Source organism: Lysinibacillus sp. NPDC056185 (assembly GCF_047737915.1).
Lineage (GTDB): Bacteria > Bacillota > Bacilli > Bacillales_A > Planococcaceae > Lysinibacillus.
The window spans coordinates 43,757-67,903 of record NZ_JBLLLQ010000017.1 but is presented as its reverse complement, the minus strand read 5'-3'; the positions used below and the strand labels follow the sequence as shown (position 1 = coordinate 67,903).

Below are 24,147 nucleotides of genomic sequence, written 5' to 3'. Positions count from 1 at the left end.
TCAAAACATTTCAATCTCATCACCAAAACATGTGGTGATAACCACATTTCATTAGTTTTTAACACTATTACATTGCTTAAGTATATAATCCATACATTGAATAGTGTCATCAATGCGTTGTTTTTTCGAATTACAATAGCGTTTATTAGAACCTTCTCGAATACTGATGGCTTCGTTAATAATATTGTGATATTCTTCTGGTAAATGATGTATTGCATATTTACAAGCATCAACTTTCGAAACAATATCATGTTCTTGCAGTGTATAAAATTGCCGTAAAACCCCTGTTATTGACCACTCTACTTCTGAATCAACTAAATTTTTTGGTATTAAAAATGCTTTATATTTTTTAATTTTTTCCAATCTACTCGACCAATAACTGTTCATATTTTCTAAAACATAATCATCAAGCACTCTTTCATCTACACTGAAGTTATATGTAGCTACATCTGCCCCTAAAATGGTAATCCCTTTATTTTTTAATATCCACCAAGTAATTGGGTTAATATGATCATTACTCCAATTTGTTTTACCTTCGTTGACGTTTAAACAACCATTTACCTCACTCTGTTTCTTGCCAATATCCTCAACAAGTAAATAACATCCATCCATCCCTGTATTCTTGTATTTTCGATTTAATTCTTTGTGAAGAGCCGATATTACTTTCGCATCTTCTTCGGTTAAGGATCTATTAACAACTGCAATAAAGTCGATATCACTAGAACCGTTTATGTAAGCGTTAAGAGCAATTGAGCCATGTAAATAGAACCCTTCAAGCGTATTCGGTATTTTATTTTGAAATAGGGTAGTATATTCATTTAAAATTTTTTGAACCTGAATAGAAACTCTAGAATCCATAAAAACTCTCCTTTTAATCAAATAATACTTATATTACCAAAACACCAACTATATTTTCCATTATTGAAACTAATATGGTTATCATCAAAACGTATTGTTGATTTCCATTCCGACTGGGCGCTTTCTTTGGGGACGTCCGATGAGCCTCAAGGAGTCGCCCATTCCCCACTTCAATTAACTTAATTACATAGCATACGTTTTATACAAAGGTTATCTATACTTTTGATAATGAATCAACATTGTATCGATTCATTTATTTTCTTATAAAACTTAAATAGAACACTAATCAATTCGAACTCGGCCCTGTAACGACGTATCTTTTGGAAATTCATTGGGTATTCTAGTGATTAGATAAGGAGTGGGAGAATTTGTACACAGGTTATATACAAGTAGTTGTTCAAACGATTATTAGTTTTTTTGTTCTTCTGACACTTACGAGGTTTCTAGGTAAAAAACAACTAAGTCACTTAACCTTCTTTAACTACGTAACTGGTATTACAATTGGTTCAATGGCAGCCAATATGGTAGTTTTAAAAACAATTGTATACACAAAATTTTTAGTAAGCTTAATTGTTTGGTGTGCGCTTACTACTTTAATTAGTTACATCGCTCTAAAATCCGGAAAAGCAAGAACATTACTTGATGGACAACCGACAATCGTTATTAAAAAGGGAAAAATAGATAGAAAAGCTTTAGCAAACACTAAAATTAATATTGATGACCTGACGATGATGATTAGACAGTATCAAGTTTTTTCAATTACAGAAATTGACTATGCAATATTAGAACCAAATGGCATGCTTAGTATTTTGAAAAAGCCTGAATTTCTAGGCACACAGAAGATCGATTTAAATATCTCTCCTTCATCTCCAGCTTTTATCCCCATTGAAGTGATCACAGATGGTAAGCTATTGAAACGAAATTTACTGGAAGTTGGAAAAAGTAGAGAATGGCTAGATAGCGAATTAAAAAAAGCACATATAAAAACAATCGAAGAAGTATTTTATGCAGAAATTCAACCGAACGGTAAAATATTTATCCAAAAATTTGATTAAGGAGATTTCTAAATCTAATGGCTTATCGGTACTGAAAACTTGACAAAAAAAGTTATTTATGCAAAAATTTACTTTTAAATAATTTATCTGTACAATAGGATTCTCCTGGCCAGGGGAATCCTATTTTTTTTGAAGGAGTGTATTTGCATGAACAAAGGTGAATCCAGTTTAACTTCATTAATCTCAGCTTTTAGTAGAGCCTATCATAGTCAATTTGATACCCCTAAAATTTTTGATGACTATCTAGCTCAAAAATTAATCACACAACAAGAGTTCCATGACATTCAAACAAATATGGTACAAGGCATCCAGTTTTTTAACAAAGAAATCGCAGAAAAACTAAATGGACAAACTGAAGAGCTATTAAAATGGATTGTGCAAACACAGCTCTCCCCCACACCCTTGGCGCGTGCAGCATATTGTGAAAAAGTTTTACTGAATGAAGTTTTGCTGGGTTTACAGCAATACGTCATACTCGGTGCAGGGTTAGATACATTTAGCTTAAGACACCCGGAATTTGAAAGCATTTTGGAAATCTTTGAAATTGATCACCCTGCAACGCAAGAATTTAAAAAGAAAAGATTAGCTAAAGTTAATTTAAAGCTTCCAAGTAATGTACATTTCGTTTCGATGGATTTCACAAAAAAGTTTTCATATCAAAATCTAATGGATAGCGGCTTTGACAATAAAAAAACTTTCTTTAGTCTACTAGGTGTTTCCTATTATTTAACGAAAGTTGAAATTTCAAGTTTAATTGATCACTTGTTTGCCAATGTACCAACAGGAAGTTCGATAGTGTTGGACTATGCAGATGAAAAACTATTTAAAGAACAAGGAATATCAAACCGAGTAAACAACATGGTAAAAATGGCTGCAGCAAGTGGTGAACCGATGAAATCATGTTTTACTTATGAAGAAATGGAAAAAATGTTAGAGAACTCAGGTCTGCTTATTTACGAACATCTATCGCCAGATACAATTAATGAGCTTTATTTTGACAATCGAAAAGATTATTTAACAGCCTTTGAAACGATTCACTACGTCCATGCCGTGAAAAAATAAGTTAAGTTCGGAGGAATCAAATGAAATTTTATCAATTGTCCAAAGAAAATGGCAAAAATATAACACAGTTTAAGTCAAGTTTTATTATGTCTCGTATTATCAAAACTGAAGCATCAGCTAGTCTCGGGTGTATGTATTTAGAAGAAAACGGTGTTATTGGCTATCATCAAGCGGTAGTTCCCCAGCTTCTCTTAATTATAGAAGGCGAAGGATTTGTAAGAAATGAACAGGAGCAATATTATCAAGTTCAGCCTGGAGATGCAGTTTATTGGGAAAAGGGTGAATGGCATGAAACTAAAACGGATAAAGGATTAACCGGCATCGTGATAGAATCTGAACAATTAAATCCCGCGGCTTTTATGCCTTTAAAGTGACTTACTAATATTATCAATTATGCCTCGGCATAATTGCGTCCGGAATCGGCTTTGTGCTTGGGCCTGCACGATGCAGGTCAGTTAGCCGTTATCGCATGGATGCGATGGTTTTAGGCTAACATCCTTTAAGCACTCCTTTCCGATTCCGTGACATCCGCCGGAGGCTTTAACTTCTTTCAGCGACCCGCTGAAGGAAGTTAAACTATTTCTCAGGCAATTAACTATGCAAGAATAACATCGTATCATATGTTAGTAATGTAAGATTGGTTTAGTCTTACACCTCCGAAGCTTTGTTACTAAGGGTCACTTATAATATTAAGTGGCCCTCTATAAGTTTTCTGTTCAGGAAATAGTGTTTTTATATAGTTTATTGACAAACTCTTAGAGTATTTCTATCTCGATCATACAAGATAAAATTTCGTCTCTCCTTCTCTATCATTCCCCAACTCCAAATAATTGTCTGGAAAATTTAGTGAAATCGGAATAAATATCACTTCTACTCCTTTCAATATGGTTTACTCTCCATCCTTGTAACTCTCCATGAACGCTGGGTTTGTAAAGTAACGTTGGAAATGACTAGACTCAAATTCGAGTTCTAGTCACTTGATTTATTATATTTCAATTATTATTCACTATACTTGAATGTTTTTAAGGAAATGATAAGTGTCACGGCTAAGCATCCCGATAAAAGAAGTAAAGATTCTCCCCATGTACTAAAATTATTTAGAAACGCGGCTTTAATTCCATTTACAAACCATTCAAATGGATTTACCAGACTAACATATTGTATAAGGTTTGGCGCTTTTTCCATTGTATAAAATGCATTACTACAAAGTAGCATTGGTATCATCAGTACGTTTGCAGTCATACTTAAATGCCCCTCGTTTTTCACGAGACTTGAAATAAAAAAGCTTAAAAAAACAAAACTTAATGAAGCTATTAGGATAATCGGTGTCATATATAAGAGGATTTTAAAAGTAAAATTCAGTTGATTGATAACGATAGCGAATAAAAGCACGATGTAAGATAAGATAATCGCTACTATAGCCCATGCACTAGAAATACTGACGATATATTTCCATAATGGCATTGGTGTAGCGTGAAGTAAATTATAAACCCCTCTTTTTCTTTGCGATAATGCTATAAAAGCAGTGGTCATAAATGAATAGAAAAATACACTAATGGCAATGATTCCTTCTACATAATTTCCTGCATAACTCGGTAAAAATATCCTTAACGCAATAATCGCAGCAAATGGCATTAATATTGACCAAAAGAGTAAATACATATCCTTTACGCTAGATTTCAAATTTAATACGAAAATAGCCTTCATCTTCTCGCTCCTCACTTCGTTAATTCAAAAAATAATTCTTCTAAATTTTGCGTTTGGTAGTGCTCCATTAAACTATCAGGTGAGCCATTTGCCATTATTTTTCCGTGATGCATAACCAACACTCTGTCAGCTACATTCATTACTTCCAACATATCGTGGGAAGAAAATAACACGGCAACCCCGCTATTTTTCAATCGTTTAATGATCTGTTGAATTTCTCTTTGGCCTCTAGGATCCAATCCAGCAGAAGGTTCATCCAAAATTACTAGTTTCGGGTTATGCAAAGTTGTCACGATAATAGCTAGCCGTTTTTGCTGTCCTAATGACAGTTTGATAGCAGGCGTTTTTTTGACCTGCAATAAATCAAAAGCAGCGAGTTTTTCATCAATATCATTTTTTGTGAGCGAAATTCCATAGAATGCCCCAAATAATTTCACATTATCCTCTACAGAATAACCTTCAAAAAAAGGGGTTGATTGAAGCTGCGTACCTATTTCCTTTTTGTAGTCGGATGTCCAGTATTCAATCGTTCCACTGTCCTGCGGAATAATGCCAAGAAGCATACCGATCGTTGTAGTTTTCCCAGCACCATTTGTGCCCACTAAAGCTATTACCTCCCCTTCTTTAATGGCAATATTTATATGATCAACGACACATCTAGCTTTATAACTTTTCGTTAATTGACTAGCGCTAATGAGTTCTTTCACATTATCTCCCCTTACTTAACATTGTATATTCAACGTTGAATATATGGCTAATTTTTAACTCCCTCATTCGAGAGAGTCACTTTTTTTCATAATTTCAATAGCTTGATGTACAAATTTTGATTGTACTTGAACAATTTCAAGCATATTATCAAATGCTAGTTGTGTTAATGCTGGTAGTTCTCCTTGCATAGCAATTAATTTCGCCTCATAGCCAGCATTGATCGCCTTTTCTTCTTGTTCCAAAATTATTTTCTGCTTTTCTAATGCATTCACCGCTTTAGCTTTTGGTAGTTTAAATGCAAAAGAGACACCAGAATATAAAGTTGTAGGATAAACTACAGAGGATTTTTCAAGAGCCTCGATAATTAATTCTTGCTCATGTGCCCTGCCCTTTTCAGTAATTTGGTAAATTGCTTTTTGTCTGTGACCTGTGGATTCAATACTAGCCACCTCTATATAGCCATCTTTTTCAAGTTTCTTCAAAGCATTATAGATCGAGCCGATTAGCACACCACCCCAGCGTTCAGCGTCGCTTAATTCAAGCATTACTTTAATATCATAGCCAGTCATTGGTTTTAGCCCCAACATAGCAAGAACTAATAGTCTTGTCATAATAATCACCTTTTTATATTCAACGTTGAATAAATTGAATATAACGGTTCTGCATTTTTTTGTCAATAATTTTTTATTTATTATTGAAATGTTGCAAAAAACAAAATATATTACAATAACGTTTTTTATGATAAAATATATGATATTGCGCCATCAAGGGGCATGAACCAATTCAGGCTGTAGCAAATTTATTTGCTACAGCTTTTCTTTTTAAATAAATTTAGATATATATCCCGCATTAGAAAAATAAAAAATGGGACTGCACTCTTGCATCTATAATTTTCTAATTATTCTCTCAATTTAATCAAATGATTTACTAAGATTATTATTAACTGGCCAGGCGTTTTGTAAAAATTCATTAAACGTTAGTATATTCGGTTCATTTGAGCGAACTTTTAAATTAATGGCTGATGTAATGATAGATTCTGAAACATGTTGGAGGATGCTGATCGAACCATCCTGTATTTCATTCTCTATAGCATTTTGACCTAAAATCGCATAGCCTGTTCCGTTCAACACGGCACGCTTTATCATCTCATCACTTCCACCAACCATAATAGTGGACTGAGGTTGAAATTCGGCTTTTTTGAAGTATTGTTCAATGATATTACTGAAACTACAATGATAGTCATAGGAGATAAAGGTATCTTCACATAGAATTTCTTGAAAACTTCTTTCTTTACTAATTCTAGAAGAAGCAACTAAATAAGCCTTTTCCTCTTCTAAAAAAGTTTTACTAATATCAATATCATTACATTCATTCGCAATAATAGCAATATCCGCTACGTGGTCTCTTACACTTTTAATAGCATGTATACTATTTAGTGGTAGAAGACTTATTTTCATAGTCGGGTAGATTTCCAAATAAGCTTTTACAATCGGTGAAAGATGTTGAGTACAATAATATTCTGAGGCAGCAATGGTCAGAATGCCAGACGGTCCATGTAGCTCTTCCATGTCTTTTTCTAACTTATCTATAAAGATAAATAAGTTATCGACATGGTCTTTTAGCTTTTTTCCAGCAGCTGTTAGAAGAGTCTTTTTACCAACTCTTGTTAATAAAGTGTGCTTCAGTTCTTTTTCTAAAGATTGTATTTGTAGCGTAATAGTTGGCTGTGTATACCCTAATCTTTTGGCAGCCTTTGTGATATTTAATTCTTCTGCGACCACTTGAAAGGTTTTCAAATTCCTTAGTTCCATTTAATCACCGTCTACTTTCCCCTAATTCCTACATATTAAATCTGTATTTCTATTATAAAGTAATAATTACCCTTCTTCCATTTAAGAAATTATGAGTGTTATGCAAGGTCGAATTAGAAGTTTTTATTTCTATCCCTCTTTATCAACTATTTTTCAACTATTAAAATTTCTTATGGTAGGCATTTGACGTTTTTTCTGAATTGAGAGAAAATTCCTTCAACACCAATGAAATGGGGATGAGATTATGATTGATTGGAAAAATATTAACGAAGAAGGCCTATTAGCACCCACAATGGCGAAGGATTTTCCGAATCTGCAGGTAGTAAAATCTGAGGGATTATTTTATATAGGAGTAGATGGTAGAAAGTATCTAGACTTTACTTCTGGTATTGCTACAGAAAATACAGGGCATAGACATCCAAAGGTAATTACAGCTATTAAAGATCAAGTAGATCGTTTAGTTCATGGTCCTATCGGTATTATTAATTATGATTCAATTATTCTATTAGCTAAGAAATTGAAAAGGATTTTACCAGAGTCATTAGATTGTTTTTTCTTTGGAAATAGCGGAGCAGAAGCAATCGAAGGTTCAGTAAAATTAGCAAGACATGTAACCAAGAGACCTTACGTTGTTTCTTTCCTTGGAGGATTCCACGGCAGAACGATGGGAGCGTTGAGTCTTACTACATCGAAAAGTAAATACAGAAGGAATTTACCGGTTGGAGCAAACATGACCTATCAATTACCATATGCTCAAATAACGGAAACACCAGAGGGTTTAAACCACGAAGAATATTGGTCAGAACATGTTGAAAAAGATTTTGAACGTTTATTCAATCATCAAGTATCTCCAGATGAAGTGGCAGCAGTTATTTTAGAACCTGTTCTCGGAGAAGGCGGTTATGTTATCCCTCCAAAAGCATGGTTACAAAAAATAAGAGAAATCTGTGACCGATTCGGAATTTTACTAATCTTTGATGAAGTTCAAACTGGTTTTGGTCGAACAGGTGACTGGTTTGCGGCCAATCGATTTGGTGTGACACCAGATATTATGGCGATTGCAAAAGGAATTGCCAGTGGCTTGCCCCTTAGCGCAACTGTAGCTTCACAGGAGTTAATGGAACAATGGACAATTGGTAGTCATAGTACTACATTTGGCGGAAATCCTGTCGCATGTGCAGCTGCATGCGCTACAATAGACGTTTTAGAAGAAGAAGGTTTAGTGGAAAATGCTAGAATATTAGGTGACTATGCATTAAATAAATTAATACACTTAAAAGAAAAACATCACACGATTGGCAATGTTCGTGGAATTGGTTTAATGCTAGGAATTGAAATTATTCATCCTGTTACCCTAGAACCAAATGGTCAGGGCTTAATGAAAATCCTCGAGAAGTGTCTGGACAAAGGGGTTATTTACTATTTGAGCGGTAATAAGGGAGAGGTAATTCGAATGATGCCTCCATTAAATATAGATAAGGAACATTTAGACTTAGGAATTTCCTTGCTTGACGAAGCGATTACCGAATACGAATTAGAGTTAAGTTTCGGGGGTGAATAAATGAATACACTAGATACTTTTGTTCTTCTTCTATATTTCGGTGTCTTAATGATTATTGGAATAATAGGAGTTAAAAAAGCGAAATCTGAAAAAGATTTTGTCCTCGCAGGAAGTCGTTTAGGGTACTACAGCCATGTCGGCTGTTTAGCAGCTGTTATTATTGGTGGTGCGGCTACTATGGGTTCCACGTCATTAGGTTATAATTACGGGGTTTCTGGTCTTTGGTTTGTTTCGATGATGGGCTTTGGTATAGCTGCCTTGGGTCTTTTCGTCGTTAATAAAATTGGCGGTTATGAGGTTTTTACTATTAGTCAGTTACTCGGAAAGCGCTTTGGAGAAGGAACTCAGCTTATCAGTGCTATTGTTACAGCCATCTATACCCTTATGGTCGTAGTAACACAAGTAATTGGTATGGGAAATGTTATTCACGTGTTATTGGGCTGGTCCCTTATTCCTTCTATGATTATTGGCGGAGGGATCGTGCTCTTTTATACAATCTTAGGTGGAATGTGGAGTATTACCTTAACCGATATTATACAATTTATAGTAATGACTATCGGCGTATTTTTTATTATGTTCCCGTTTAGCGTAAACAGTGTTGGAGGATTAACTGCTCTATTTAGTAGTGTGCCAGAAGCGCATCTTAGCCTTACAAATATCGGCTGGGATCGTATCTTCCAATATTTTTTATTGTACTTCTTCGGTTTAATGGTTTCTCAAGACATCTGGCAGCGTGTATTTACAGCGAGAAATCAAAAAGTAGCGAAAAGCAGTGCCATATCGGCCGGTCTTTACAGTGTTTTATATGGTTTAGTACTAAGCATTGTAGGTATGTGCGCACTTGTGCTACTTCCAAATTTAGGAGACTCTCAATCAGCGTTTACTAGCCTTGCATTAGAAATTCTCCCACCAGGCTTGTTGGGGCTAGTTCTTGCTAGTGTTTGTTCTGCACTTATGTCAAATGCTTCGGGTGCTATTTTTGCCTCTGCGACCCTAATCACTAACGATATTATTAAGGTATACGTAAAAAAAGATATGACTGATAAAGATATCATCAATACATCGCGAATTGTCATACTTGGCTTAGGTTTGTTAGCCATCATTTTCTCAGTATGGATTCAAAACATACTAGTTGCATTAGATATGGCCTACGCAATTTTATCAGGTGCTATCTTCGTACCACTCATCATCGGTCTCTATTGGAAGCGTGTAACAAGTAAAGCTGCTTTCTATTCTATTATTGCTAGTTCACTAGTTATCTTTATTTCATTTATAATTTTTGGAATTACTTCTACATTACCGATTATTTATGGTTTAATTACTGGACTCGTCGTTATTGTTGGTTTCACACTTATTATTCCCGAAAATAACATTGAGGTGAACAAGGAAAAATACGACAATTTATAAGTAAATATTAAAAAGCTTCAAGTTTATAAGACAATCTAAATTAAGCTGCACTCCAATAGTTAGACACAACTAACAATTGGAGATGCAGTTTTTTATAATTCGGAATCATTAATTCAAGAATTTGCTGTGATTAGGTAAAGCAATCTGCTCAAATTCAGTCGCTAACTTATGCAAATTTCTAGTAAGCTCTTCCCCCTTCATCGGTAATCCATGTCCTGTAATAGCAACTAAAGGTTTTAATGCCTCTAATTTTTTTACAGAATCCCAAGCAGCCTGCCAATCCGTTGTGAAATATCGTGGCGGTCCGCTAATTTCCTTTTTTTGTAGCATGACTTTGTAAAGAGACTCTTGTTTTACCGTAACAAATGCATCTCCAACAATTAACGCTCGATCTTCTTCGCGAAATAAAGATATGTGACCTGGCGTATGGCCCGGAGTATGAATCCAACGAAAACCATCCATATATGGAATACTCCCATCGGACGGGAGCTCCTCAATGTTGTTTCCTAAGTTAATAGCTTCATTCGGGAAAATGGATGATATTTTTGCTATTAAGCCACCATTTACAGTAGTATCAGGTTCAGGATAATTTTTTATATCAGTTAAATAAGGTAATTCTAAAGGATGGGCATAAACCGGCATACCCCAATGTTCAATTAGATCAATTATCGCTCCAACATGATCAAAGTGCCCGTGCGTTAAAATTAATGCTTTAGGTCGACAATTTGATCCAAATCTCTCCTCGACTATTGAAATAATTTCCTTTGCACTTTTTGGCATGCCTGCATCAACTAATACGAACTCTTTCTTATGAGGTTCACCGTAAAGTACGATATTAACAATTTGAATCGTATGTTGGTATAAATCTGGCAATACTTCTACACCATCTCCACTCCAAATTGATGTTGCTGGAATATATTTAAAGTCGCTACCATAATTCATATCTTTATGCATGGAAAACCCTTCTTCCTTCATTGAAATATAGACAATCATATTTTTCCTTTATACAGTAAAAATAAAGCAAGAAAAAAATGGATTGTGTCTAGTAGTTATATTGATTGATCCAGTTTATGAGGTTTCAAAATAAATATATATCAGCATGAATCAACATTTTATCCCTTTTCAAGTAAGGAATTAAGAAACTTCCAGTCCCCTTTCTTTAGTTCCTTTCAATCGCTCTTCCAGAAGCCTTTATTCCTACTAAAAATTGTCATACTAACTATCAGGAACAAGTAATAAAATAGTCTTATTGTATAACATTGCCTATAAATGTATAATTTTACTATCATTCACTAAAAGTGAGTGATGCATAATTTAAACTGCGCCAAATAAAAAGCATTGAGAGGAATGTGCTAATTGAAGATCCTTATGTATATTGTAGGAATTATCGTAGTGATTGTGTTTTTACTTATTGTAGGTTTAATTACAGCGAGCAAGCGAATGAAAAAAAATGAAAAAAAATTACGATTAGAAATGGAGATGGCTAACCCTTTACCGAAGGAGAAACAGCATTTGCTTGCCTACGGTGCCAATCTCGCTCTTTACCGCACTGATTCGCCACGGATACTGCCGATAGATGTAGATAATGAAACTTTGAGGGAGGTCCTTTCTTCATATTGGGACGTAAATAATTCGTTGGAGGCTATAGAAACCCTGGAATGGCTGCTTACTGAAGGGCATCGTACGAGGTTTGGTCAGCTTCATATGGCATTGAAAGCTGGCCAGTCTTTCTCAGAAGAGGAAGTGGGAAAATCGCAGGAATGCTTTGAAGCAGCCCAAGAAGCGATGATGAAGAAACTTTCCTTTACGAAATCCGATTTTGAACGGGTGGACACTATTGCTGCCTGGGATTTTGACCGAGCTGTAAATGTTGCAAGATGGAGCTACATAGTTGGTTATATTACCGAGGAACAGACATGGAGCTATATAACGCGAGCAGCTGATGCCGGAAGCCATGCATTCCAATCTTGGAAGGACTATTTTATTTCATTTGCATTTGGCCGAGCCATTGCTTACGAGGGTGACATTTACGACATCATTTGGAATGGAAAGGAATTGCTAGATGAAAAGGACTCGATCTGGAATGAATTTAACATTAAGCGATCAACGGTACAGGAATCTGTAGCATTGGACAAGGTATGAGAAAAAAAGAATTATGATTAAATCTAAAAACCTGCTAGATATTTAGCTACTTTCTTAGCTAAAATCTAGCAGGTTTATTTATTTACGAACAGCTTCAAATGTAATTAGTGAATGCTCTTTTGAAGGCTCCTTGTTATAAACATATTCAGCGGAACAAGTAATATCAGAAAAGCCTATGTTTGTTAATATAAGCTTGAATTCTTCTATACCGTACCATCTTACCGGAAATCTTTGTAACTCTGTATCAATTAATTTACCATTTCGCCATTTTTCATATTTTAAAACGGTTAGCGTATATTGATCAATCCAGTTCATTTCAATGGCTTTTCTTTCGATTGAAATTCCTTCCTCTTGCGAAATTTCATAGTAGGATGAAGTAATTTCCCCTGTTCGCCAGTCTGTAGGTAAAAGCATGTCTACAATTAAGCGGCCACCAGGAATCAAATGATTATGCATACATGTTAATGCATCCATCGCATCTTTTGAATTCTCGATTAAACAGAACGAACCCGTCGGCATAACAATCGCTTCATATTTTGAGTCTAATGAAAAATTGCTTAAGTTACCTTCATATAGATTTGGCTTGAATCCTCTTTCTTTGCAGTGTTTTCGGCATGCATCTAACATTTCAGGTGAGTAGTCGATCCCCTCAGCATTATATCCATTTTCAAGTAAAGGGATTAAGAAGCGTCCAGAGCCAACCCCCGCTTCAAGTACTCTTCCCTTAGTTCCTTTTAAGCGTTCAAGATAATATTCAATATCTCCACCAATAGAATATCCTACTGGTTTTGTCAAATCATAAAGTTCTGTACATAAAGGTCCGTAATAACTATACATGTCAATTCCTCCGATTTCGTGCAGAAGAATCTATTATTCTTACTTCTTCCACACCTTATATTTGTTTGTTGGGAAAATAGAGCTGACTATCATCATGAATCACTCGCTTTCTGTATAATATAGTAAAATTATACATTTAAAAGAGATGTAAAGCAATATATTCAATCAACACCAAAGCGAGTGGTTGATTTACGTTCCGACTGAGCGCTTTACTGGGGGCGTCGAGGCAACACGATGCTAGTCACGAAGGCGTTATCACAGGACATGATGGTTTTAGCCTTCGTTCCTCTATTGCTGATCCCCGAGGAGTCGCCCAGTCGGAACGAAGATCAACTTATACATATAGCATACATTTTTTTATCCCAACTCTTTATGATGAACCATTTTTATATGCTTAGAGTAATTTATTTATAGATTTCCATTCTGTAAATGTATTTGTTTTCAATCAATTCTACAATATAATGTACTAAATATAATAAATTACCAAAAGTTTAGTCTATCTTCAATAATGTCAATAGAGAGGAATTATGATAAGGATTCAAAACTCAATTGAATATTGCCCTTTAACTTAAAAGGGAAAAAATAAGGAGAGAATACTATGAATAGCGAAAAAGTGTTTGCAGCAGAATTCCCATTTTTAAGCTCCGAAAATGTAGTGCTTAAAAAAATTGAAGATGTACATTTACAGGAAGTATTTGCGATTTATGATAATGAAAAGGTATTTGAATATTGTGGGATAATCCCGAAACATAATATCCAAACTGTGGGTAAAATGATTGGCCATTTTGATAGGGATTACCTGAAGAAAAGTAGAATTAAATGGGGCATTTTTCAAAAGTCTCATAGTGATAAATTAGTAGGTATTATAGAAGCAATGGATTTTAATCAAAAAGTGAATATGGTGACGATTGGTTACTTTTTTGCAGAGGACTATTGGGGTAAGGGCCTTGCGACGGATGCGCTTAAAATACTTGTCAAATTTTTATTTGAGGAAGTTAATATAAATCGAATACAAGCTGATGTTATGCCATTAAATGAAGCATCTAAAAAGGTTCTCCTGAAAAATGGTTTTATAAAAGAAGGACTTTTAAGACAAGCTACGTCATGGTCTGGTAAAGGTGTTGTAGATTTAGAAATATACGGATTGCTTAAAGAAAAGTACAAGATGCACTAAATAATTTGGTAATCTTTCGTCAAAGGTGCGTACACACATCAATCTTTCGGACATCAATTATGAGATAATGAATTAATATCAACAACCGAAAGAGTGATTCTATTGACTTATGAGCATAAATCTAGCAACTTGCACTACCGTAATATGCGAATAGCTTATTTGATAGCCATTGTGATCACCATCTTTTTAGGTCTAGCATCTAGAAAATGGAGTCTTCTACTTCCGTCATTTATAGCTCAGAACGCAGGGGACATGCTATGGGCTATGATGGTCTATTTCGGATTTCGATTGTTGCTAGTGCGTAAGTGCACCCTCATAGCCATTTGGCTCAGTTTTTTGTTTAGCTTCGGCATCGAATTTAGCCAGTTGTATCAGGAAGACTGGATTAATCAGATTCGTGGGACAACGCTCGGGGCTTTGGTACTTGGCAAAGGTTTTCTTGTAGAGGACTTGGTTCGATATACAGTAGGGATCATAATCGCTACTGTATTAGATAAGGTAGCACTTAAGTTCACTTTTCGAGGTTAAATATACAATTAAACGAAAAATCGCTAGGGAAATTTATTAATTTCTCTAGCGATTTTTGTATTTAGGGTTATAAATTAATAAACCTTATGTCATCATTCTATTCATTAATCCAATCGATTAATTCATTATCAAAAGTATCTGGTTCTTCAAACATTGGGTTATGGCCACTTTTTTCAAAAATGACCTTCTTCACATTTTCATTTGAATAATCAATGACATCCCACAGTGAGACAGGAGCGACTAAATAATCGTACCTTCCTAACCCTACAAAAATAGGTTTATCTAATTGAGCCATAGATTGGATTAGATTTCGTTCAGCAAAAGCTATACCCCAAAGGTAATCGATAACTTCCATATTTGTATAGACGCCATCCCACATATAAGCAGCATCGAACGTATAATCATAAAAGCTATGCGCTCCCATGCGGATACACATATGCACAAATCGTCTTTCAGGATCATTGTGAATATCATTCTCTAAGAAGGCAATATCATGCTCAAATTGCTTTGTACGCTCAGCACTGGCAGTCTCATTAAAAAATGATATACTTTGTTGCTGTCTCTTTTGACTGTTTGTCGGTGCTGAATTTAATAAAATAACCTTCTGAACATATTGAGGATATTTTTCTGCATATGCCAAAGCCATAAATGCGTGCCCAGAATGTCCTAAAATGATGAAATCCTCAAGCTTTAGCCATTGTCTTGCTGTTTCGATATCCTCAACAATTTTATCCAAAGTGTAATCTTCTTTCATTAAAGAACGAGGAGGCTTTACAAAACCTCTATGATCTAAGAAGATAAATTGAAAATGTTTATATAAATTTTCCGAGAACAAGCGTGGATAATATACACTGCTACCCACTACCAATATCGGCTTGCCTTGTCCCTTCATACAATATTTTAAATTAAATCCTTCACTAAAGATGCTTTGATAATTATTCATTATAATCGTCCTCTTTTCTTTTTATATAGAAGAGCTTCATATTGTGCTCTTCTTTCTATCACTCCCTTTCTTTTTTACATTCCCGTGTTTTCTCCATAGAACGCTCAAGCATTCTAATTCACCTCATTATTTTTTTATTAATTGAAAAACGAGCGTTGAGCCGCTTCGTTGTTGTCGATTTATTTTTCTATTCGATATGTCTGATAATACAGAAAAGTGAATTTTAAAAACTTGAACCAAGTATACAATATTAATTCAAAAGTTTAAAATAATTAAATATTAGAAAAAAATAGAAAGTTAGAGGATACAAGAAAATGGATAAACGATTACAACACATTATTACACTAAGAGAGAATGGTAAATTGGAAGAAGCAAATCAATTAATGGTAGAACTAGTTAAAGAACAGCCTGAAAATGGATACTACCAATTTCAATGTGCATGGACATTTGATTCATTAGGAAAAGAACAAGAAGCTGTCCCTCACTATGAAAAAGCGATTCAATTAGGGCTTAAACCCGAATTTTTAGTAGACGCTTATTTAGGATTAGGTAGTACCTATCGTACATTAGGGCAATATGAACAGGCGAAACGTATTTTTGAACAAGCTCTAAGTGAATTTCCAGAAGCCGAACATTTAAAAGTTTTCTATGCGATGACACTCTATAATCTTAGTGAGCATTCAAAGGCTATGGGAACTTTATTAAACACAATAATTCACACTACTAATCATAAAGGCATAAAAGATTATAGCAAGGCTATTAAGTTTTACAGTGATAAGCTAGATCAAACTTGGGAATAACACAATAAAAGATCAGGCTCCTGTTTATGAACCTGATCTTTTCATATTACTTAACAATATTTGTCTTTTTAATAGTAGAAAAAATTAAATGGTTTATACAACGCTAATAGTTCTTCTGAATCCAGTAAGACTTCCTTCCCTGTTTATAGTCCAACTTATCCCCCCCCTCTTTTGACGTAAAAAACTTGTCAAATGAGAGCAATATGATAAAACAAGAACATGCGTTCGCTCTCCCTTGATTTTCTTAACGGGAATAATTTTTGTTATGATAATAGATTTGATGCGAGAATATGTCTTAAAATATAATAAATAATGTCGGATAATCTGTTGTTTAGACAAAAATAAAACCGCTGCTGCTAAAACAACCGTTATTTTTTATATTTATAGTAAATTTGAATGCAACTATCGATATATTCATTCTTTTCAGCCTATTTTTTAGTGATTAATTCATAAACTTTTCTTAAATTCGCCTCCTCACTCCGAAGTCTGTTGATAATGCTTCTTTCAGTTTTATAATCTAGAAATAAATTGTTTTTTCGGCTATTAATCTCACCGCTTCCTTTATCCCAGTTATTTATCTTTTTATTCGAGAAATAATATAATTGTCCTTCCCCCTAGCCGCTCCGTTAGTTCAATAAAAAAGGAGCTGCACATGCAACTCAATGCTCTTCAAGTAATGCCTTCGCTCGTTTAATAGGTTTGGTTTTCTTGATATGCATTCTTTACCCGTTCAATTTGATCAAGGTGGTCGCGGACATGTTGCACCCGATATTCCAGCAATTGCTTAAATGTGAACCGGGCCTGATCGACATATACCCCCACTCGCTTGCTCTGTTCACTAGTTAGTTGATCCAGAATAGGTTGCATACTGGAACGTAATAATTTGAAAAGAAGCAAATGCTGTTCACGGTCCAACAAATCATAGCCCAAGTTATTAGCCTATGCATCTTGGTCAAATGAAATCAGAATCGGCTCATCCTCCGCCAGAACTTTTTTTAACCTAGATGTGGACGAAATCTCAGAATCAGTGACATGTATAAGGATTTGATGAATGCTCCATTTTTCCGGTTCGGGCTTGTAACGAAACTCCTCCTCACTTAATCCTTCGATGGCTTCCCTAAGCATTGTGTATCCTAAGGCGTACTCTTTAATTAATTTCTCCAATTCAATACCTCCTATTTTCGCAGTAATTTTAACATTAGACCAGGTCTATACTACATTGAAGTTATAAATCTTCCCTCTCCCATTATTTCATTATTACCTCCTAATTTGTTCAACTATCATGCCCCTTTAGTGAAAAAGCGACTGCTCTATTGAACAATCGCATCCTGTAGTTGAAAAAGGGGTATTTTTTAGATTGTTTCCAAAATCTCTTTTGCGATTTCATCAAGTTCTTCTGCGAGTTCATTATGTGTAGGTGTTTCAGCCACTCTAGTTAAATACTCTCTAAACTGAACTCTTGACTCTACTGGTAATTCTGTAACTAAAAAATGTAAAATAAACCACTTCCAGTTATCATCATCTGAAGATAAAATATCTTGCACATGTGGAACAATATCTTCTGGAAAAGTTAAAAGTAATTCTAATACGCTTGGTGCCACTGGCCAATTCATATCTTGAATCCATTCAAGGAGGTTAGGAAGTAAAGGCAATATTTTAACTCTATCCATTTTTTTAATCATTTCTACTCTATCATTATCAAATTTATGTCTTGGCAATAGATCTTCAAAGTTTTCCATATGAATCCCTCCCTTTGATTTTTATAGATGGAAATCTATTTATCATATCGGTCTTTATTAAATTAATCCGCGCCGTTAGTTCAATAAGAAAAGCTACCTTTGACTTCGGTAGCTTGATCTTAAACTTTTGCCTCCGTTAGTACAACAAGCAAAATATTTAAACTCCCATAATTGTTTTTATACGGTCATTTTCTTCTTTCTTATCCAAATACTCAAATAGTCCAAGTCGATTCCCCCAAGGGTCAGTGAAAGTTCCCCATTTTGCAGAAACTTCTTCACGGGAGTATATCTCAAATTCGTCAATTTCCAACTCTTTAACTAGTCGATCTCTTTCAGCTACTATATCAGTTACCCCTAAACGTAAAGGTCCTCTTTCCTCTGATGGTATTCCTTCAGCAACTTGCAACCAGCAACCAGGGATTATTTCCCATTCAGCAAATCCGTCGTGTGGTATGAAATTAGCTTTTTTGCTTAGTAATGCTTCATACCACTTATACCCTTCGTTAAAATCAGTTACACGAACTTGATTGGTTATTTCAAAAATCATCTATTTACCTCCTAAAAAAATACATATAATATGTATTCTATAAAGTAAGAAGCATTCCTTCAATTAAACTAAATTGCACAGTTAGTCCAATAAAAAAAGAGCTGCCTAAGCAACTCAATGTTCTTCAAGTAAAGCATCCCAAAAGTTTAAGTACAAGTTTCACAAGCCATTAGCTAGTTAGTTCAATTACCTAATGAATAAGATTTCACAACTCCCGCAAAAAAGTCAAACATTTCCTGCATGTAGAAGTTCCAGGTCAGTTAGCCAATTCTCATACTTCATGAGGGCCGACACGATGTGGGTCATTTCGGTAATGCCACAGGACGTGGCGTTCTAAGACTAAGTTCCTCTATTTCAGCAGTTGTCTTTTGTACCGAAAGCGTAGCGACAGGTACAGGTGTCTTTTGTGCCGAAAGCGTCGCGACAGGTACAGGTGTCTTTTGTGCCGAAAGCGTCGCGACAGGTACAGGTGTCTTTTGTGCCGAAAGCGTCGCGACAGGTACAGGTGTTTGGACACCCGCTGAAAAGTAACTTAAATTCGCATTTATCTCACCACCTATAGAGCTGGGAGATCTCTGTAACTGCAGTTTCACTTACGTTAACATTAAACAAGTGCTGAAAGAAGTTAAACACCATCTTCATTCTAAATTTTATGTTCTTTAATTAATGTTATATAATTGCTCGATAATTAGTGAGTAATCTGCAGCTAGATTTTCTTTGTTTTCGATGATGATTTTACCTTCATATAATGATTCACCTGTACGTAAATCACCGATAAAGAGGAAATGACCGTCAAAAACACGATCGACTAAATATAGTTTACCATCTGTAACCTGTAAAAAAAGTTTTTCTTCATCATTTTCAATGCTTGGATATTTTAAGTTTAAAGGCTCTTCCCACTGTTTCTTTTCTATATTATAACGGTTCAGTTCTAAACCATTGTCTGAGCGAACAGGAATGAATATATCTGTTCCATGAAGAATCATAGACTCCTTATATGGTTCTAATTCGGCTGGAATTGTCCATTCCTTCACTTCATTATTGAGATAGTTATAAAGATACATTTTACTAGAAATCGTTTCACGCTTATCATCATCTAGGTATTTGTAATTTTCAACCATATATAAGAGATAATTTTCATTTTGTACTTTATTATTGTCATTAAATATATTGATGCTGGCCTGGAATCTCTCTTCTGACGCTAATTTTGCAAGTATTGAGTCCTGCTCTAATTCCTTTTTGTTTTCATCAATCGTATATATATGCAGCTCTTCCTCACCATTGAGATAGCTAGTTCCTAAAATCCTTATTTTTCCATTTTTTACATAGACATCTCTCTCATTGATCCAGTCATATCTCACTTGGTCTGGCATATTGATTTCAAATGAAGAACTGTCATTTGTTTGTTTATCAAGTGTATCGATTTGAAGAGTGAACAAATTTCCTCGGCCCTCTTTTCGACCGTTACTTTGAAAGGTGGTGTAAATCAAACGGTCTTCGTCTTCAAAATACAGACCAGGATTTAATTCTTTTCCACGCATAAAACTACGGTGTTCTTGAATATATTTTTGAAACATCAAAGGGTTATTTCGTCCTATCAACTCTCCAATGAAAGACCTGCTCTGATTAGTCGAACCATCCTTTGATATATGCAACCCTCGAATAATATCACCGCTCTGATAACTCGCTTGAAGAATAAGATTGTCGATTTCTCCCTTATTTCCGCTAGTTGTTTCAATTTTAAAGGATACACCCTTTGCCATTGCCTGTTGAATATAGTAAGAACCGATTGTCGTCACGATGATTAAACTAATCAATATCGTTTTCCAATATTTTTTCATTGTTATTCCCCCCTTAGACCCTGATTTTATTTTTTAGCAAATGATTTGCGATCCAAATGGCACTGCTTAATACGATGACGCTCATTACCAGTTCCATTAGAAAGACTTCAAGTGCGTAAAAATAGCCACTATCAAATTCATTCACTAGTATTGGTACAAAAAGGACTCCGAACGAAAGCATTCCATAAATGATTGCGAAAAAAATGCCTTTTAAACCGTAACTTCGTTCAATTAAAATGGCAGTGAATAGAACTGTTACAAAGATAAGCCCGACTCCATAAATCAGGATAAATTCTGTCAAGGTTTTCGGATACAGCCAGCCCCACATTCTTAAACTATAAATATCATAAAATGAAAAATGCGATTGTAAATCTGTTGGTATAATACTATTAAAAATTTGTATTTCGATCGGGATTAACAATATTTGCAACGTAACCAAACCAAGTACCAACAACATAACAGTCGTCAATTTTGCGAGATAAATAGTAATTCTTTCAGTTGGCAACATTAATAATCTGTAAATAAACGTATTTTTTCCAAACCAATCTCGATACCAAATAAAGAAAACATAAATCATCAACATTGCGATGCTAAAAAAGATTGGCATCATAAACCAACCAGATTCAATGAAACGATGAAAAGGAGAAACCCCGTATTCCTTAATATATTGGCTCATTGATAGTTGATTTTTATACATCACCTGATCTGCGTCATTCATATATACTTTCGACACGACAATCGCCCCAATGAACTGACTGACAATTATCAATCCTATTAAAGTTAGGTATAATTTAAAAATTCGATTTACTTCGAAATTAAGAAGTTTGAAAAAGTTTTTCATCCACAATACACCTCTCTCATGACATCAACGACTGATTTCCCTTCCTTTTCACGTACTTCCTCTACGCTAAACTCCTTTAATACTTCACCGTTATCAATAAGCACTGCTCTATCAATCAAGTGTTCAATATCACTAATTTCATGGGTTGTGATAATCACACCACGATCTTCAATTAAGTGGCTTGTAAACACTTCGGCAATCTGTTCACGGGAGAAAATATCAATACCAGAAAATGGTTCATCCATCAGTAAGTAATCCACATTCAGTGCCAAACCTAATATCATATTGACTTTAGCCATATTCCCCTTTGATAAATTGGCAATCCGTTCAGTAGGGTCTAGTTTAAAAAATTGCAGCAACTCTTCTGCTCTTTGAGGATCCCAGTTTTTATAAAAATCGGCCATGAACGCAAAGGCATCACAAATTTTCATTTGCGGCAACATCGTAATCGTATCTGGAATAAAGGTAACTTTTTCAAAGCTTTCTTTCCGGATTTTTTCTCCATCAATCAAAATTTCACCGCTATTAATCGGAGTGAGCGCCATAATAGCTTTCATGATTGTCGTCTTTCCTACGCCGTTTATACCGATTAAACAAGTAATTTCTCCTTTTTCAGCAGTAAAAGAAAGTCCTTTTAATACCTGTTTCCTGCCGTATTTTTTCATAACATTTTTTACTTCGATCATTTCGATTCCTCCGCTTCTCCACTTTCGGCATCATGCTTTTTCTTAACTAGTTCCAGCACTTCGGATAACGGTACATTGATGGATTTAATAGAACCTAAAAATAAGTCAACCGCTTCAATAATCAATTCCTCACGGACACTTTTAAGGACCGCTTCATCTTTAGTAATGCAGCTAGGCATATTTCCCTCAGTAAAAATCAATCCTTGTTCCTCCATTTCCTTATAAGCTCGTTGTGCAGTATTTGGGTTAATCTTCAGCTGGTTGGCTAGTTCTCTTCTTGATGGAATCTCCTGACCAGGTTCAAAATAACCCTGGGCGATTTGCTCTTTAAAATGTCGGATAACCTGGACATAAACTGGATCCCGATTATTAAACTTTACAGTCAATTAACTCAACTCCCAGAGAATTATATTTTTCGTGTATTAAGCACTTAATACAGATTGAACATATTTGTGCGCTAAGTACTTTTAAAGAACTACCCGATTTATTATTTAGCCATTACCCGCTAATCGGCCTCGGTGTATTAACAGCTTAATACACCATTCTCAAAAAAATGTAAAAGTGTATTAAGCACACAATACACTCTTCGTAATGTATTATATGCTTAATACACTTTTTATGTCAATCAAATCCATGGAAATAAATATCCAGGTTCAAAAAAACAACCAGTTGTAAAAGTACTTTCCACGTTCGAATGAGCTGCATGCTCCTAACCCATGCATGCACATTTTTTACAGCAAAAAAGTATTAATTTACATTATATAAATTTGACACTTAATTTCATTGACAGAAAAGTATTTAATAACGTGAAATAACGGCTGCTTTACAAGCAACCGTCATTTATACCATAGTTTATAATGCCTTGGAAGCCTGATGAATTAGTGCAGCTACCATTTTGTCCATTTGTGCAAAACGATCGTCTTTTGTTTGACCATTCACATATCGATAATAGATTTGCTGACATATTACTGCTAATTTAAAGTAGGCAAATGTAATATAATAATCGATGGCTGAAACATCACGCCCGCTTTTCTCTGCATATCGGTTTATGAATTCCTGACGTGTATAAAACCCTGGTAAAGTCGTTATTGGCGGTTCACCAAATGCGTATAGTAGCATTTTGGGGTCATCTGCATGCATCCAGTAGCTCATGGCCACGCCTAAATCTGCTAATGGGTCCCCCACAGTTGTCATCTCCAAATCAAAAAGACCAATCATCTCAGAGTAATCGCTTGTAAACATTGCGTTATTAAGCTTGTAGTCATAATGAATAATGGTAGCTTCATGATTAGAAGGTACTTGATCCTTTAACCACTTTGTCAATGCCGCTACTTCAGCATGCTCTGCCGTTTTCGCTTTGTCATAGCGCTCAATCCAGCCATGTACTTGTCGTTCCATAAATCCGTCTGGCTTCACCATATCCTGTAGCTTCGTTTCCTTATATGGTATTGCATGAAGAGCAACAAGTGAATCAACCATCTTTTCTGAAATGAGCCGTCCTAAATCCTCTGTATTTTCGGTTCCAGGTGGAAAATGAGTATCAAGTACGATACCCTTTTTACGTTCCATTAAAAAGAAATCACTACCGATAATCTCTCGATCTTCAACGTATACATAAGGTTTTGGTACAGCAGCTAAAAATGGATGTAATGCTGATAAAATCGTAAACTCTCGTTTCATGTCATGCGCTTTTTTAGCAACTGGTCCATGTGGAGGTCGACGAAGAACAACTTCAAATTCGCCTACTTTTAAGCAATAAGTTAAATTTGAATGTCCAGCACTAAACTGTGAAATTTCTAACTTTCCCTCTGGTAACTCCGGAAATTGACTCTTTAAAAATGAATGTAATTTCACTTCATCAATACGTTCACTTGCCCTTACTTGTATCGTATCCATTGTA

25 protein-coding genes and 1 pseudogene are annotated in these 24,147 nt (G+C 35.1%); 10 read left to right on the top strand and 16 right to left on the bottom strand.

Annotated features, from left to right (window positions below):
- Positions 1 to 51 precede the first annotated feature (51 nt).
- The gene (locus ACMZ42_RS16460; protein WP_370080288.1) at positions 52 to 858 is read right to left on the bottom strand and encodes an aminoglycoside adenylyltransferase domain-containing protein; all 807 of its coding nucleotides are present in this window, start codon (positions 856 to 858) and stop codon (positions 52 to 54) included.
- A gap of 368 nt (positions 859 to 1,226) precedes the next feature.
- Between ACMZ42_RS16460 and ACMZ42_RS16455 the strand changes: the two genes are divergently transcribed.
- From ACMZ42_RS16455 to ACMZ42_RS16445, 3 genes are all read left to right on the top strand, one after another.
- On the top strand, positions 1,227 to 1,913 hold the full coding sequence (locus ACMZ42_RS16455; RefSeq protein ID WP_370080290.1) for a DUF421 domain-containing protein: 687 nt from the start codon (positions 1,227 to 1,229) through the stop codon (positions 1,911 to 1,913).
- 147 nt (positions 1,914 to 2,060) lie between these two features.
- Positions 2,061 to 2,975 carry a class I SAM-dependent methyltransferase gene (locus tag ACMZ42_RS16450; protein ID WP_370080292.1) on the top strand — a complete coding sequence of 305 codons (915 nt, stop codon included), beginning with the start codon at positions 2,061 to 2,063 and terminating at the stop codon, positions 2,973 to 2,975.
- Between the two features lie 20 nt (positions 2,976 to 2,995).
- Positions 2,996 to 3,349 carry a cupin domain-containing protein gene (locus tag ACMZ42_RS16445; RefSeq protein ID WP_370080294.1) on the top strand — a complete coding sequence of 118 codons (354 nt, stop codon included), beginning with the start codon at positions 2,996 to 2,998 and terminating at the stop codon, positions 3,347 to 3,349.
- A gap of 625 nt (positions 3,350 to 3,974) precedes the next feature.
- On the opposite strand, the gene ACMZ42_RS16440 is transcribed toward ACMZ42_RS16445, so the two are convergent.
- From ACMZ42_RS16440 to ACMZ42_RS16425, 4 genes are all read right to left on the bottom strand, one after another.
- Positions 3,975 to 4,682 (bottom strand): ABC transporter permease, encoded by a 708-nt coding sequence (locus tag ACMZ42_RS16440; protein ID WP_370080296.1) that lies wholly within the window; start codon positions 4,680 to 4,682, stop codon positions 3,975 to 3,977.
- An 11-nt stretch (positions 4,683 to 4,693) separates the two neighbouring features.
- Positions 4,694 to 5,389, bottom strand: a complete 696-nt coding sequence (locus ACMZ42_RS16435) for an ABC transporter ATP-binding protein (protein ID WP_370080298.1) — start codon at positions 5,387 to 5,389, stop codon at positions 4,694 to 4,696.
- A 63-nt stretch (positions 5,390 to 5,452) separates the two neighbouring features.
- Positions 5,453 to 6,001, bottom strand: coding sequence for a PadR family transcriptional regulator (locus ACMZ42_RS16430; RefSeq protein ID WP_370080300.1), 549 nt, complete (start codon positions 5,999 to 6,001; stop codon positions 5,453 to 5,455).
- A 300-nt stretch (positions 6,002 to 6,301) separates the two neighbouring features.
- Positions 6,302 to 7,201 carry a LysR family transcriptional regulator gene (locus ACMZ42_RS16425; RefSeq protein ID WP_415732058.1) on the bottom strand — a complete coding sequence of 300 codons (900 nt, stop codon included), beginning with the start codon at positions 7,199 to 7,201 and terminating at the stop codon, positions 6,302 to 6,304.
- Positions 7,202 to 7,445: 244 nt separating this feature from the next.
- Between ACMZ42_RS16425 and ACMZ42_RS16420 the strand changes: the two genes are divergently transcribed.
- Together ACMZ42_RS16420 and ACMZ42_RS16415 are read left to right on the top strand one after the other, a co-directional pair.
- Positions 7,446 to 8,762 carry an aspartate aminotransferase family protein gene (locus tag ACMZ42_RS16420; RefSeq protein WP_415732057.1) on the top strand — a complete coding sequence of 439 codons (1,317 nt, stop codon included), beginning with the start codon at positions 7,446 to 7,448 and terminating at the stop codon, positions 8,760 to 8,762.
- Positions 8,763 to 10,169 (top strand): sodium:solute symporter, encoded by a 1,407-nt coding sequence (locus ACMZ42_RS16415; protein ID WP_415732056.1) that lies wholly within the window; start codon positions 8,763 to 8,765, stop codon positions 10,167 to 10,169.
- Positions 10,170 to 10,277: 108 nt separating this feature from the next.
- Here ACMZ42_RS16415 and ACMZ42_RS16410 read toward each other — a convergent pair whose 3' ends face one another.
- The gene (locus tag ACMZ42_RS16410) at positions 10,278 to 11,123 is read right to left on the bottom strand and encodes an MBL fold metallo-hydrolase (protein WP_415732055.1); all 846 of its coding nucleotides are present in this window, start codon (positions 11,121 to 11,123) and stop codon (positions 10,278 to 10,280) included.
- 402 nt (positions 11,124 to 11,525) lie between these two features.
- Between ACMZ42_RS16410 and ACMZ42_RS16405 the strand changes: the two genes are divergently transcribed.
- Positions 11,526 to 12,311, top strand: a complete 786-nt coding sequence (locus ACMZ42_RS16405; RefSeq protein ID WP_415732054.1) for a DUF1266 domain-containing protein — start codon at positions 11,526 to 11,528, stop codon at positions 12,309 to 12,311.
- A gap of 78 nt (positions 12,312 to 12,389) precedes the next feature.
- Here ACMZ42_RS16405 and ACMZ42_RS16400 read toward each other — a convergent pair whose 3' ends face one another.
- On the bottom strand, positions 12,390 to 13,148 hold the full coding sequence (locus ACMZ42_RS16400) for a class I SAM-dependent methyltransferase (RefSeq protein WP_415732053.1): 759 nt from the start codon (positions 13,146 to 13,148) through the stop codon (positions 12,390 to 12,392).
- A gap of 598 nt (positions 13,149 to 13,746) precedes the next feature.
- Between ACMZ42_RS16400 and ACMZ42_RS16395 the strand changes: the two genes are divergently transcribed.
- Both ACMZ42_RS16395 and ACMZ42_RS16390 read left to right on the top strand, forming a co-directional pair.
- Positions 13,747 to 14,322 carry a GNAT family N-acetyltransferase gene (locus ACMZ42_RS16395; RefSeq protein ID WP_415732052.1) on the top strand — a complete coding sequence of 192 codons (576 nt, stop codon included), beginning with the start codon at positions 13,747 to 13,749 and terminating at the stop codon, positions 14,320 to 14,322.
- A gap of 144 nt (positions 14,323 to 14,466) precedes the next feature.
- Positions 14,467 to 14,850: a DUF2809 domain-containing protein gene (locus tag ACMZ42_RS16390; protein WP_415732093.1), complete on the top strand. Its 384-nt coding sequence runs from the start codon at positions 14,467 to 14,469 to the stop codon at positions 14,848 to 14,850.
- A 97-nt stretch (positions 14,851 to 14,947) separates the two neighbouring features.
- Here ACMZ42_RS16390 and ACMZ42_RS16385 read toward each other — a convergent pair whose 3' ends face one another.
- Positions 14,948 to 15,793, bottom strand: a complete 846-nt coding sequence (locus ACMZ42_RS16385) for an alpha/beta fold hydrolase (RefSeq protein WP_415732051.1) — start codon at positions 15,791 to 15,793, stop codon at positions 14,948 to 14,950.
- 314 nt (positions 15,794 to 16,107) lie between these two features.
- On the opposite strand from ACMZ42_RS16385, the gene ACMZ42_RS16380 reads away from it, so the two are divergent.
- Positions 16,108 to 16,593, top strand: a complete 486-nt coding sequence (locus ACMZ42_RS16380; RefSeq protein WP_415732050.1) for a tetratricopeptide repeat protein — start codon at positions 16,108 to 16,110, stop codon at positions 16,591 to 16,593.
- Between the two features lie 690 nt (positions 16,594 to 17,283).
- On the opposite strand, the pseudogene ACMZ42_RS16375 reads toward ACMZ42_RS16380, so the two are convergent.
- The 3 genes and pseudogenes from ACMZ42_RS16375 to ACMZ42_RS16365 all read right to left on the bottom strand — a co-directional run bounded on the left by ACMZ42_RS16375 (position 17,284) and on the right by ACMZ42_RS16365 (position 18,879).
- Positions 17,284 to 17,757 (bottom strand): annotated as a pseudogene (locus tag ACMZ42_RS16375) (DinB family protein).
- Positions 17,758 to 17,945: 188 nt separating this feature from the next.
- On the bottom strand, positions 17,946 to 18,332 hold the full coding sequence (locus ACMZ42_RS16370; protein ID WP_415732049.1) for a DUF5071 domain-containing protein: 387 nt from the start codon (positions 18,330 to 18,332) through the stop codon (positions 17,946 to 17,948).
- A 157-nt stretch (positions 18,333 to 18,489) separates the two neighbouring features.
- Complete coding sequence (locus ACMZ42_RS16365) at positions 18,490 to 18,879, bottom strand: VOC family protein (protein ID WP_415732048.1); 390 nt, start codon at positions 18,877 to 18,879, stop codon at positions 18,490 to 18,492.
- A gap of 297 nt (positions 18,880 to 19,176) precedes the next feature.
- Between ACMZ42_RS16365 and ACMZ42_RS16360 the strand changes: the two genes are divergently transcribed.
- Entirely contained in the window at positions 19,177 to 19,410 is a 234-nt protein-coding gene (locus ACMZ42_RS16360) for a hypothetical protein (RefSeq protein WP_415732047.1), read from the top strand.
- A 128-nt stretch (positions 19,411 to 19,538) separates the two neighbouring features.
- On the opposite strand, the gene ACMZ42_RS16355 is transcribed toward ACMZ42_RS16360, so the two are convergent.
- The 5 genes from ACMZ42_RS16355 to ACMZ42_RS16335 form a co-directional block, all read right to left on the bottom strand.
- Positions 19,539 to 20,720, bottom strand: a complete 1,182-nt coding sequence (locus tag ACMZ42_RS16355) for a hypothetical protein (protein WP_415732046.1) — start codon at positions 20,718 to 20,720, stop codon at positions 19,539 to 19,541.
- Positions 20,721 to 20,733: 13 nt separating this feature from the next.
- Entirely contained in the window at positions 20,734 to 21,561 is an 828-nt protein-coding gene (locus ACMZ42_RS16350; RefSeq protein ID WP_415732045.1) for a hypothetical protein, read from the bottom strand.
- The gene (locus tag ACMZ42_RS16345; protein WP_370081186.1) at positions 21,558 to 22,247 is read right to left on the bottom strand and encodes an ABC transporter ATP-binding protein; all 690 of its coding nucleotides are present in this window, start codon (positions 22,245 to 22,247) and stop codon (positions 21,558 to 21,560) included. The genes ACMZ42_RS16350 and ACMZ42_RS16345 overlap by 4 nt, the downstream gene beginning before the upstream one ends.
- Positions 22,244 to 22,633 carry a GntR family transcriptional regulator gene (locus ACMZ42_RS16340; RefSeq protein WP_370081184.1) on the bottom strand — a complete coding sequence of 130 codons (390 nt, stop codon included), beginning with the start codon at positions 22,631 to 22,633 and terminating at the stop codon, positions 22,244 to 22,246. The genes ACMZ42_RS16345 and ACMZ42_RS16340 overlap by 4 nt, the downstream gene beginning before the upstream one ends.
- Before the next feature lie 466 nt (positions 22,634 to 23,099).
- Entirely contained in the window at positions 23,100 to 24,143 is a 1,044-nt protein-coding gene (locus ACMZ42_RS16335; protein ID WP_415732044.1) for a phosphotransferase family protein, read from the bottom strand.
- Positions 24,144 to 24,147 lie beyond the last annotated feature (4 nt).